The 11,714-nt window shown below is 72.1% G+C and carries 11 protein-coding genes; 8 read left to right on the plus strand and 3 right to left on the minus strand.

The features are described 5' to 3' along the window. Positions 1-20: 20 nt before the first annotated feature. Positions 21-1,382 (plus strand): sensor histidine kinase, encoded by a 1,362-nt coding sequence (locus tag Actkin_RS14790; protein WP_258907645.1) that lies wholly within the window; start codon positions 21-23, stop codon positions 1,380-1,382. Here Actkin_RS14790 and Actkin_RS32745 read toward each other — a convergent pair. Next, positions 1,351-1,515: a class I tRNA ligase family protein gene (locus Actkin_RS32745; protein ID WP_396122972.1), complete on the minus strand. Its 165-nt coding sequence runs from the start codon at positions 1,513-1,515 to the stop codon at positions 1,351-1,353. The two genes, Actkin_RS14790 and Actkin_RS32745, sit on opposite strands and share 32 nt — an antisense overlap. 980 nt (positions 1,516-2,495) lie before the next feature. Between Actkin_RS32745 and Actkin_RS14795 the strand changes: the two genes are divergently transcribed. The 7 genes from Actkin_RS14795 (at position 2,496) to Actkin_RS14825 (ending at position 10,365) form a co-directional block, all read left to right on the plus strand. After that, a complete protein-coding gene (locus Actkin_RS14795) occupies positions 2,496-3,662 on the plus strand; it encodes a Cmx/CmrA family chloramphenicol efflux MFS transporter (RefSeq protein ID WP_258907646.1) in 1,167 nt (388 codons plus the stop codon). Positions 3,663-3,727: 65 nt separating this feature from the next. After that, positions 3,728-4,711: a serine hydrolase domain-containing protein gene (locus tag Actkin_RS14800; RefSeq protein WP_258907647.1), complete on the plus strand. Its 984-nt coding sequence runs from the start codon at positions 3,728-3,730 to the stop codon at positions 4,709-4,711. 112 nt (positions 4,712-4,823) lie between these two features. Then, the gene (locus tag Actkin_RS14805; protein WP_189214179.1) at positions 4,824-5,975 is read left to right on the plus strand and encodes an ROK family transcriptional regulator; all 1,152 of its coding nucleotides are present in this window, start codon (positions 4,824-4,826) and stop codon (positions 5,973-5,975) included. A 140-nt stretch (positions 5,976-6,115) separates the two neighbouring features. Further along, positions 6,116-7,306, plus strand: coding sequence for a Gfo/Idh/MocA family protein (locus Actkin_RS14810; protein ID WP_258907648.1), 1,191 nt, complete (start codon positions 6,116-6,118; stop codon positions 7,304-7,306). A gap of 8 nt (positions 7,307-7,314) precedes the next feature. After that, on the plus strand, positions 7,315-8,610 hold the full coding sequence (locus tag Actkin_RS14815) for an ABC transporter substrate-binding protein (protein ID WP_189214181.1): 1,296 nt from the start codon (positions 7,315-7,317) through the stop codon (positions 8,608-8,610). Next, the gene (locus Actkin_RS14820) at positions 8,607-9,557 is read left to right on the plus strand and encodes a carbohydrate ABC transporter permease (RefSeq protein ID WP_258907649.1); all 951 of its coding nucleotides are present in this window, start codon (positions 8,607-8,609) and stop codon (positions 9,555-9,557) included. The genes Actkin_RS14815 and Actkin_RS14820 overlap by 4 nt, the downstream gene beginning before the upstream one ends. Further along, positions 9,550-10,365 carry a carbohydrate ABC transporter permease gene (locus tag Actkin_RS14825; protein WP_189214183.1) on the plus strand — a complete coding sequence of 272 codons (816 nt, stop codon included), beginning with the start codon at positions 9,550-9,552 and terminating at the stop codon, positions 10,363-10,365. The genes Actkin_RS14820 and Actkin_RS14825 overlap by 8 nt, the downstream gene beginning before the upstream one ends. 66 nt (positions 10,366-10,431) lie before the next feature. Here Actkin_RS14825 and Actkin_RS14830 read toward each other — a convergent pair whose 3' ends face one another. Both Actkin_RS14830 and Actkin_RS14835 read right to left on the minus strand, forming a co-directional pair. Then, entirely contained in the window at positions 10,432-10,785 is a 354-nt protein-coding gene (locus tag Actkin_RS14830) for a hypothetical protein (RefSeq protein ID WP_258907650.1), read from the minus strand. 77 nt (positions 10,786-10,862) lie between these two features. Then, on the minus strand, positions 10,863-11,696 hold the full coding sequence (locus Actkin_RS14835) for a MetQ/NlpA family ABC transporter substrate-binding protein (RefSeq protein WP_189214185.1): 834 nt from the start codon (positions 11,694-11,696) through the stop codon (positions 10,863-10,865). Positions 11,697-11,714 lie beyond the last annotated feature (18 nt).

Below are 11,714 nucleotides of genomic sequence, written 5' to 3' on the forward strand. Positions count from 1 at the left end.
GCCTGCGGGGGAGCATCGCGATGACGGTCATGCTGATCACGGTGGCGGCGTCCATCGCGGTCGCGGCGCTGTCCTACCAGATGCAGTCCGGTCCGGCGTGGGACCGCTTCGCCGCGTCGGCGCTCGCGGGCTTCCGCTCGGACGCCCAGCAGGCGGCGAGGCACTTCGGGGCGCCCGGATCGTCCAAAGTGGAGCGCATCGCCGATTTCATGGAGGGCAGGCTCGGCGTGGCGTGGGCGGTGGTGGACCTGCGCGGCGCGACGGCGGCCGACGGTGTCCGGTACACCGCGGCCGCGGGCTCGCCCGGCCATCCGGGGGACCTGCGGGTGGACGAGATCGATATCGCCCGCCAGGGTCTCGACCCGGTCACCTACACCGCCGACGACGGCCCCCGGGCGTGGTTCGCGGTGGCGGGCACGGTGTCCCCGGACATCGTGCTCGTCGAGTTCTACAACCGCGACAAGATCGACCGGGAGCTGGCCTGGCTGCGGACGCGGCTCGTCGTCGTGGCGTCGGTCGTGTCGGTGGCGGCCGCGCTGATCGGCGTGCTCGCGGCGGGCCTGGTCCAGCGACCCGTCCGGGTCGCCGCGGCCGCCGCGCGGCGCTTCGGCGCTGGCGAACTCGACGTGCGCGTGCCCGTGCGCGGCAGCGACGAGCTGGCCGACCTGGCGGGCTCCTTCAACAGCATGGCCGCCCGCCTCGGCGACTCCATCGCCGCGCTGCGGGCCAAGGAGCGCCAGCAGCGCCGGTTCATCGCCGATGTCGCCCACGACCTGCGCACCCCGCTGGCGTCGATGCTGGCCGCCGCCGAGAGCCTGGACAGCGCCTACCCCGGCGACCGCGAGCGCTCGGCCCACCTGGTCACCGCCCAAGCGCGCCGCCTGAGCGCCCTGGTGGACGACCTGCTGGAGATGTCGCTGCTGGACGCGGGCGCGGCCGACTACCGCCCCGAACCCGTCGACCTCCCCGCCCTGACCGCCGACGCCGCGGCCCTGGCCGCCCCCGACCAGTCCGTCACCGTCACCACCTCCGGCGACGCCACGGTCGTCGGCGACCCGCGCAGGCTGCACACCATCATGCGCAACCTCCTCTCCAACGCCGCCCGCCACGGCGCGCCCCCGATCACCGTCACCATCGACGGCCGCGACCCCACCCAGGTGTCGATCACCGTCACCGACGCGGGCCCCGGCCTCCCCGCCGACCTCCTCCCGGTCGTCTTCGACCGCTTCGTCCGCGGCGACCGGGCCAGGACGGGCTCGGAGGGCAGCGGCCTCGGCCTGGCCATCGCCCGCGAGAACGCCGCCCTCCACAACGGAACCCTGCGTGCCGCGGGCGGCTCCACCTTCATCCTCACCCTGCCCCGAGGCACCCCACCTGACTGAGGACGACCGGCGAGTGTGGACAGACGCTGGCGCCACGGAACCGGACCTCGTGGCCGCGATGCCGCCAGTGCCGGGCCATGACGTCGGCCTGCACCAGCTCCAGCGCGAAGCCCAGGCGGGGCTCGGCGTTCACGTACGGGATTGGCGGTGGTGAGGTACCGACGGGTCATCCTGGCCTCCCCCCAGCTAGGACAGGCCCAGGCTATCCGTTGATCGCCCGCCCGCGCCGCGCTATTCCATACTGGGGCGCGTGTCCGTGATCGGGGGTGTGGGTGGCCGAGCCGGGGATGACCGTGAACCCCCTGCGCGCGGGGACGGTGATCGGGACCGTCGTGCAGGCGTAGACGGTGGTGGTCGGCAGCGGTGACGTGCCGGTCGACGAGGCCGTCTGCGATCCCGGGCCGGTGTTCGCCGACGTGCTGGCCGATGGGTTCACCGGCCGGGGATGACTGACCCTTATAGACCCCATCACCCGCGACGATCCGGCTTCTCCCGTCCGCTGGCTGCTGGGCCGCTGAACGATCGCGGGACGGGAGCCGCGGGTGGACGGTGTCGGAGGGGCGCTGTAGCTTGTGAGGCGTGTCCAGCCCCGAGGCCTCCAGTAGGTAGCCACCGAACGGTGGCCCTCTCCGCTGTCGCGCCCATCCGGCGCTGACTGTTCGGACCGCGCGCTCGCTCGGGCTTTCCCGGTCCCGCCACTGGTTGCGGCCGAACAGCCTGCGGCCTCGCTGGCGTGTCCGGCTTTCCCGGTCCCGCCGCCGCTTGCGGTCAAGCAGCCCGCGGCTTCGTTGGCGTGTCCGGGTTCGTCGGTCTGCCACCTCGTGGTCAAGCAGCCCGCGGCTTCGTTGGCGCGTCCGGGTTCGTCGGTCTGCCACCTCGTGGTCGAGCAGCCTGCGGCTTCGTTGGCGTGTCCGGGTTTCGTCGGTCCCGCCAGCGAAACCGGTTTTCCCGCGGAGTGGTCCTCCGGCCTCGCTGACGTGCTTGGGCCCTGCCCTCCGTCCGGGCTTCGCCGGTCCCGCCACCGTTCTCGCGATCGCCCCGCACCCCGGATTCGACCGGGGCCGGCCGTGCCGTCCGGTGCCGTCGGTGGACCCTGTCTCCTGGAGCCTCTTGATGCCTTTCGCCGTGTATGTCCTCGCGTTGGCGGTCTTCGCCATGGGGATGTCGGAGTTCATGCTGTCCGGCCTGGTGCCGGACATCGCTGTCGAGTTGGGGGTGTCGATCCCCGCGTCGGGGTCGCTGATCTCCGCGTTCGCTGTCGGGATGGTCGTCGGCGCGCCCGTGGTGGCGGTGCTGAGCCTGCGCTGGCCGCGCCGGGCCGCGCTGTTGGCCTTTCTCGTCACCTTCCTGGTGATGCACGTGGTCGGCGCGATCACCGACAGCTTCACCGTCCTGCTGGCTACCCGTGTGGTCGCCGCCTTGGCCAACGCGGGCTTCCTGGCCGTGGGCATCGCCGCGGCGGCGGGCATGGTCGGCGCGAACGCCAAGGGCAGGGCGACCGCGGTCCTGGTCGGCGGCGTGACCATCGCCTGCGTCGCCGGTGTGCCCGCGGGCGCGTACCTCGGCGAGCTGTGGGGGTGGCGCTCGGCGTTCTGGGCGGTCGCGGTCCTGTCTGCGCCGCCCTTCGTCGCCATCCTGCGGTCGGTCCCCGGCGCCGCGCCCGACCGGAACGCGCCGAGCGCGCTGCACGAGCTGCGGGCGATGCGCAGCCCACGCCTGATCGTCGTGCTGGTGCTCGGGGCACTGGTCAACGGCGCCACCTTCTGCTCGTTCGCCTACCTCGCCCCCGTGGTGACGGAGGTGGCCGGACTGCCGTCGGGCTGGGTCCCGCTGGCGCTGCTGCTGTTCGGCCTCGGCTCGTTCGCGGGCGTCACCCTCGGCGGCCGGTACGCCGACACCAACCCGACGGCGCTGCTCGGGCTCGGCGGGATCGGGCTGCTGATCGGCTGGCTCGTGTTCGCCACGACCGCGGGCGACCCGGTCGCGGCGTTCGTGTGCACGGTCGTCCAGGGAACGCTGTCGTTCGCTGTCGGTTCGACGCTGATCTCCCAGGCCCTCTACGCGGCCAGCGGCGCGCCGACCCTCGCGGGCGGCTTCGCCACCGCCGCCCTCAACGTGGGCGCGGCGGCGGGCCCGGCCCTCGGCGGCGCGGCCATCGGCGCGGGCGCGGGCTTCCGCTCCCCGCTGCTGGTCAGCGCCGCTTTGGTCGCCGCGGCGCTGCTGGTCGGCGGCATCGCCCTGCTGTCCGCCCGCACCAGGTCGGGAGTGTCGACGGGCTAGCCCACGTGCCGGAGAGCGCGGAAAATCGGGGGACTTCGGCACGCCCACCCTGTCATCGTGGGCCGATGGAGGATGGGCTGGACGTCGTCGCTCGGGACACCGGGTTCTCCGGCGTGGTCCGGGTCGATCGGGACGGGCAGGTGTTCGCCAAGGCGTACGGGCTGGCCCACCGGGGATACGGCATCGCGAACACGGTCGACACCCGGTTCGCGATCGCCAGCGGTTGCAAGGGGTTCACCGCGTTGACCGTGGTGAGCCTGATAGAGCAAGGGCTGTTGACGCTGTCGACGACGGCGCGGGAGGTGCTGGGGGAGGACCTTCCGCTGATCGATGCCGCCGTCACCGTCGAGCACCTGCTGGCGCACCGGTCCGGGATCGGGGACTACTTCGACGAGGATGTCGTCACCGACCTCTCCGCGTACGTGCTGCCCGTGCCGGTGCAGTGCCTGCTCGACATCGAGCAATACCTGCCGGTGCTCGACGGGTATCCGCAGAAGTTCCCGCCCGGCGAGCGGTTCTCCTACTGCAACAGCGGTTTCGTCGTGCTCGCCCTGATCGCCGAGCGGGTGAGCGGGGTGCCGTTCCACGACCTGGTGCGGCAACGCGTCTGCGCACCGGCCGGGCTCGTCGACACCGATTTCCTCCGGTCCGACTCGCTCGGCGAGCGCACGGCGGTCGGCTACCTGCAGGTCGACGGGGAGTGGCGGACCAATGTGTTCCACCTGCCCATCCGCGGCGGCGGCGACGGCGGGATCTACACCACCGCGGCCGACGTCACCGCGTTGTGGCGGGCGCTGTTCGCCGGGCGGATCGTGTCGCCGGACTGGGTGGCCGAGATGGTGCGCCCGCGCAGCGACGTCCCCGCCGAGTCGATGCGGTACGGGCTCGGCTTCTGGCTGCACGAGACCGGCGGCGCGGTCATCCTGATCGGCGGCGACGCCGGGGTGTCGTTCAAGAGCGTGCACGTGCCCGAGTCCGGCACGACCCACACGGTCATCGCGAACACGTCGGAGGGCGCCTGGCCACTGGCGCGCTTCCTCGGCGTGTGACGTCCGGCGCCTGCCGAGGGCGCGCGTGCCGGGCGCGACCCGCACGGCCTACGGTGTGCGCTGGTCATAAGCTCGGCGGTGGAGGCCGGTGGATGGACGCGGGGGTCGGTGCATGCTGAGGGCGACGACGCCGAGGGGACGGTGCCTGGAAGGGCTGCGCGAGGTGCGCGTGGCGACCATCCGTGAGCTGGCCACCCGGACCGGGCTGTCGCGGCCGACGGTCGAGGCGCTGATCGCCGACCTGGAGGCCGACGGCCTGGTGGACGGCGACGTCCCGCCCGCCCCGCCGAGTTCGGGTGGCGGCAGGCCCGCTCGGCGGTACCGCTTCCGCGCCGAGCGGCACCACGTGGTCGGGCTGGACCTGTCCGACGTGCGCCAGCGCGTGGCGATCGCGAACCTGGCGGGCGACATTGTCCACACCGACATCGACGGACCCGCCAGCCCGCGCACCGGCTCGGCGGACCTGCTGCCGCTGCGCGCGCACGTCGCGCGGGCGTTCGAGGCGGCGCGGCTGCCGCTGGGCACGCTGGCGGGCGTCACGCTGGCGGTGCCCGGCATCGTCGGCGACGACGGCAGGCTCGCCCGGTCGCCCGCGGTCCGGGAGTGGCAGGACGTCGACATCGCGAGCAGGCTGGGCGAGCTGTTCGGCTGCCCGGTCGCGGTGGAGAACGACCTCGTGCTCGCCGCGGCCGCCGAGGCCACGCTCGGCGCGGCCCGCTTCGCCGACACCAGCCTGTACCTGCTCACGTGGTTCCACGTCTCCGCCCGGATCGTGCTCGGCGGGCGGGTCCACGTCGGCCGCCACCACCAGGCGGGCGAGCTGCTGGCGCTGCGGGTCCTCGCCGGGCCCGCGCGCGGCGACGAGCGGCCGTGGGAGCACATCGAGGCGGCCGACGCGCGGCTCGCCGCGGGCGGGCCGGAGGGGCTGCGGGTCGCCGAGGACCTGACCGACCGGATGGCGCCCGCGGTGGGCGGCCTGCTCGCCGCCGTCGACCCCGACCTCGTCGTCCTCGGCGGACGGCTCGGCCGCTACGCCGACCTGCTGGTCCCCATGCTGCGCTCGAAAGTGGCCGCCCAGCTCGACCTGCCCTTCGAGTACCCGATCGTCGGGCACGCGCTCGGCGAGCTCGACGTCCCGCTCGGCGGCGTCCTGCGGACCTTCGACACCCTCGGCGGCACGCTGCTGGGCAGCTCGGACGTGAGCACACCGCCGCTGGCCCTGCACCCGGACTCGCCGCGCGAGCACCTGCCCGCCGCGTTGTGAAAGCGCGCAGCAGAACTGGGGCCATTCAGGTCACGGTTGGCTAACGCGCACCCGTTCAACCCTTGAGTTGACCAAGTATCTCGGCAACCCTGCTCACCCAACAGTAAGAAAACTGCTTTTCACTACTGCGGGGAGAGCGTGTGATCAAGGACCTGACCATCGCCGTCGTCGGGGTGGGCGCGCGGGCGCCCATCGCCGAGCACGCGGTGGCCGAGGGGGCGCGGCTGGTCGCCGCGGTCGACCCCGACGACCGGGCCGCGGAGCGCGCCGCGCGCTGGTTCGGCGACATCCCGGTGCACCGCGACGTCCCCGCCCTGCTGCGCGCGTGCCCTGACCTCGACGCCGCGATCGTCACCAGCCCCGACCACACCCATGCCGAGGTGAGCGAGCGGCTGCTCAGCGCGGGCGTGGCGGTGTACCTGGAGAAGCCGCTGGCGACGACCATCGAGGACGCCGACCGCGTGCTCGCCGCCGCGCATGCCTCCGGCGCCCGGCTGTACGTCGGGCACAACATGCGGCACATGCACGTCGTGCGGCTGATGCGGGAGATCATCGCGCGCGGCGACATCGGCGAGGTCACGTCGATCTGGTGCAGGCACTTCGTCGGCCACGGCGGCGACTTCTACTTCAAGGACTGGCACGCCGAACGCGCCAAGACGACGTCGCTGCTGCTGCAGAAGGGCGCGCACGACATCGACGTGGTCCACTGGCTGGCAGGCGGCGTCACCCGCGAGGTCGTCGCCATGGGGGACCTGACGGTCTACGGCCGCGTCGACTCGCGCCGCGACAACAGCGACCGCACCATGCGCGACTGGTTCTCCCTGGACAACTGGCCGCCGCTGGCCCAGACCGACCTGAACCGGGACATCGACGTCGAGGACCTGTCGATGGTCCTCATGCGACTGGACAACGGCGTGCTGGCGAGCTACCAGCAGTGCCACTACACCCCGGACTACTGGCGCAACTACACCGTCATCGGCACCGAGGGCCGGATCGAGAACTTCGGGGACGGCGCGGGCGGCGAGGTCAGGGTCTGGACCAAGCGCACCGGCTACCTCCCCGGCGGCGACCGGTCCTACCCGATCACCGGCGACGACGGCGGGCACGGGGACGCCGACGCGCTGACGATGGCCGAGTTCCTGCGGTTCGTCCGGGACGGCGTGCCGACCGACACCGATCCCGTCTCCGCCCGCGAGGCCATCGCGGCAGGCTTCGCCGCGACCCGGTCCCTGCGCACCGGGTCGACGCCGCAGCGCGTCCCGCCGGTCGCCCCCGAGGTGGCCGCCTACTTCGCCGCCCACCAACCCGCACGCCCCCTGCTCGACCACTAGGAGCACCGATGAAAAAGCACCTCGCCGTGCTGTCCGCGCTCGTCGCCGCGTCCGTCGCCCTCGCGGGCTGCGGCGGCGGCCCCGGCGGGAACGCGGCAGCTGAGCAGCCCGCCGACCCCGCCGACCTCACGGCCGAGATCTCCTACGGGGTCTGGGGCGAGAACGTCGCCGAGGCGACCCAGCGGGTGGTCGCGGACTTCAACCGGACCTACCCCAACGTCAAGGTCAACGTCCAGGTCACGCCCTACAAGAGCTACTGGACCAAGCTGCAGACCCAGGCGGGCTCCGGGACCATGCCCGACGTGCTCTGGATGAACGGGCCGAACTTCCAGCTGTACGCCAGCAACGGCAAACTCGCCCCGATCACCGGCCTGGTCGACGCCGGGAAGATCGACCCGGCGAACTACCCGCAGGCGCTGGACACGCTCTACACCTACGAGGGCGTCCGCTACGGCGTCCCGAAGGACTTCGACACCATCGCGGTGTTCTACAACAAGAAGCTGTTCGCCGAGGCGGGCGTCGCCGAGCCCGCGGCGGACTGGACGGTCGAGCAGTTCACCCAGGCCGCCAAGGACATCCGCGCCAAGCTGAAGTCCAAGGACGTCTTCGGGGTGACCGCGACCCTCGTCGACGGCGGGCAGCAGACGTACTACAACACCATCGCCGCCGCGGACGGGCATGTCATCTCCCCGGACGGCAAGCGGTCCGGCTTCGACAGCCCCGAGGCCGCGCGCGGCCTGCAGGTGTGGGCCGACCTGATCGCCGCCGACGCGATGCCGAGCCTGGAGCAGGACGCCGACACCTCCGCGCTGAGCCGGTTCACCAGCGGCCGCGCCGCCATGTTCTGGTCCGGCTCCTGGGACACCAAGCTGATCGCCGACAGTCCCATCGCCGCGGACGTGGCCGTCGCCCCGCTGCCGCGCGACAAGCGGCAGGCCACGGTCATCCACGGGCTGGCGCACGCCATCAGCGCCGACACCGAGAACAAGGCAGCGGCGGAGGCGTTCCTTACCTACCTGGCCGGCAAGGAGGCCGCCGTGACCTTCAGCGAGCTCAGCGGCGTCATCTCGGCCCACAAGGGCACGCAGGACTCGTTCCTCACGGTGCTGCCCGACGCCAACCTGCGGGTGTTCCTCGACGGCGCGGAGAACTACGCCGTGCCGTACCCGGTCAGCAAGAACTCGGCGGCATGGGGCAAGTTCGAGCCCGAGCTGCTGCCGGACGCGTTCTCCGGGGCCAAGCCGGTGGCCGAGGCCGCCAGGGCCATGGCCGAGGCGATGAACCAGGCGCTGGAGAAGGAGTGACCGCGGGCACGACCGCGCCCGGGGCGGGACGCACGGCTCCCGCCCCGGGCGGCCCCGCCCGGCGGCGCGGGCCCGGCGCTGGCCAGGGCGCGTGGCCGCTGCTGTTCGTCGGGCCCCTGGTGTTCGGCGTCGCGGTGTTCTACCTGTGGCCGATCCTGCGCACCGCGTACTTCAGCTTCACCGAGTGGGGCGTGTTCGGCGGGTCCACCTGGGTGGGGTTCGACAACTACGCGCGGCTGGTGACCGACCCGGAGCTGGGCCGCGCCGCGCTCAACACCCTGGCCTACACCGCCATCGTCCTGCTCGGCGTGCCCATCGCGCTGGTGCTGGCCGCACTGCTCAACCGGCCGGGCCTGCGCGGCGTGACGCTGTACCGGACGCTGTTCTTCCTGCCGTACGTGGCGATGCCGGTCGCCGTCGCCCAGGTGTGGAAGATCATCTACAACGGCGACTACGGCATCCTCAACTGGGCGCTCGGCCTGGTCGGGATCGAGGGCGTCTACTGGGTGTCCACGCCCGGCTGGTCGCTGGTGGCCACCGCGGTGCTCGGGCTGTGGCTCTCCCTCGGGTTCAACATCATCATCCTCTCGGCCGCGCTGCGGAACGTGCCCCGCGAGCTGTACGAGGCGGCGTCGCTGGACGGCGCGTCGCCCGCCCGGCAGTTCCTCGCGATCACGGTGCCGATGGTCGGCCGGTCGGTGTTCTTCGTGACCGTCGTGACGGTGATCGGCGGCCTGCAGCTGTTCGACCTGCTCTACGCGCTGGTCGGCACGGCGAACCCGGTGATGCGGGAGACGAAGTCGCTGGTCTACCTGTTCTGGGAGGCCTCGTTCCCCAGCAACGAGAAGGGCTACGGCGCCGCGATCGCCATCGCCATCCTGGTGATGACCGCCTGCGTCACCGCCGTCCAGTTCCTCCTGCAGCGGAAGTGGGTGCACGATGTCTGACCGCACGCGGGCGTGGCCGACCCACCTGGTCCTCGCGGTCGGCGCGGCGACGATGCTGTTCCCGTTCGTGTGGCAGGTCGTCCTCAGCCTGTCCACGCAGAGCGAGGCGACGAGCGCGACGCCGACGCTGCCCGCCGCGCCCAGCCTCGCCGCCTACGCGCTGGTCTTCGAGCGGCTGCCGTTCCTGTCCCAGTTCTGGGTGTCGGTGCTGATCACGGTGCTGCGCACCGCCGCGCAGCTCGTCCTGTGCTCGATGGCGGGCTACGCCTTCGCCAGGATGCGGTTCCGCGGGCGCGGGGTCCTGCTCGCGCTGACGCTGTCGGTCCTGATGGTGCCCAGCCAGGTGTACCTGATCCCGCAGTACGAGATCGTCGAGTCGCTGGACTGGCTGAACACGGTGCAGGGCGTGGTGGCCCCCGGCCTGTTCAGCGCGTTCGGGACGTTCCTGATGCGCCAGTTCTTCGCGGCGCTGCCCCCCGAGTTGGAGGAGGCCGCCCGCCTCGACGGCTGCAACCCGTTCCAGGTGTTCTGGCGGGTGATGCTCCCGCTCACCCGGCCCGGCCTCGTCGCGCTGGCGATCATCACGGTGCTGTGGTCGTGGAACGACCTGCTGTGGCCGCTCGTCGTCACCACCAACAGCACGGACATGCCCCTCGCGGTCGGCCTTGCGACCCTGCAGGGCGAGCGCAGCACGCAGATCCCCCTGGTCATGGCGGCCAGCCTGCTGGCGATGGCCCCCGTCCTGATCCTGTTCATCACCCTCCAGCGGCGGGTGATCGAGGGGATCGCGCACTCCGGGCTGAAGTAGTCCCGGCGTCCTCGACCGTGACGGCGGCACGGTCGAGGACGTCGCCTTCCGGCTTGCGCACGGGCGTCACCGGCCGGACGAACTGGAGAACCTTCTCGCGAGATCCCGGAGGTGTGCCACGGCGTCGTCCAGCTGCTCGCGGGTGATGTCCACGCCGGGCATCGGGGTGCGGCCCAGACGCTCGACCTGGTCGGCGAAGCGCAGGTGCTCGCGGTGGGCGTGGTCGCGGCAGGCGAGGCACGTGACGCTTTCCGGGCGGGGAGAGGTCATCGCGTAGGGCACCTGGAGCCCGCAGCCTGTGGTGACGACGGTGGGGGCGTCGATGGCCCGGCCCAGGGTGGTCGAGATCAGGTTGCGCATGGCGGGGTGTGCGTGGAGGACCCGCCGGTCGACGTGGATGTGCGGATCACTCGTGGCCATCGCGCCTCCGTCCGCCCTCGGTGAAACCGAGGATATCCGGGCGCCAGCCCTACCGGGCTGGCGCCCGGCGTCCCGGATCAGAAGGCGGGCAGGACCTCGCCGTTCGGCCAGCGCTGCTGGATGAAGCCGCGGACCTCGGGGGAGCGCAGCAGGCGGTCGAGGGTGGTCAGGGCCGCGTTTCCCTCGTCCGACTTCCGGTAGGCCAGGAAGTTGGCGTACGGGTTGTCCTGGCCGGACTCGACGAGCAGGGAGTCGTTCGTGGCGCTGAGGTCCGCCTCAAGGGCGTAGTTGCCGTTGATGATCGCGGCGTCCACGTCCTCCAGGGTGCGGGCCAGGGAGGCGGGGTCGGCCTCCTGGAACCGCAGGCCCTTCGGGTTGTCCTGGACGTCGAGGACCGACGCTGCCGGGTCGGCGGGGTCCTTGAGGGTGATCAGGCCGTCCTTGACCAGCAGGTTGAGGGCCCTGGCCTGGTTCGACGGGTCGTTGGTGATCCCGATGACCGCGCCGTCGGGCAGGTCCTTCGTCGAGGTGTAGCGCGGCTTGCCGCCCTCGCGGCCCGAGTAGAGCGCGTACGGCTCGATGTGCACGCCGGGGAAGTGGCCGAACTCGTAGCCGCGCTCGGCGACCTGGGCGTCGAAGTACGGCTTGTGCTGGAAGTAGTTGGCGTGGAGCGTGCCGTCGGCGAGGTTCTCGTTCGGCAGCACGTAGTCCTCGTACTCGACGATCTCCAGCTCGATGCCCGCTTTGGGGGCCAGCTCCTCCTGCACGAACTTCAGGATCTCCGCGTGCGGGGTGATGCTCGCGCCGACCGAGAGCGTGGCGTCGCCCGCGGCGGGCTCCTCGGAACCGCACGCAGTCAGCGCCAGAGCGGCGGCGACGGATAGCGCGGTGGTGCTGATGGCCTTGCGCATGGGTTTCCTTCTCTGACG

Origin of the sequence: Actinokineospora sp. UTMC 2448, from assembly GCF_024760565.1 — a bacterium.
Taxonomy (GTDB): domain Bacteria; phylum Actinomycetota; class Actinomycetes; order Mycobacteriales; family Pseudonocardiaceae; genus Actinokineospora; species Actinokineospora fastidiosa.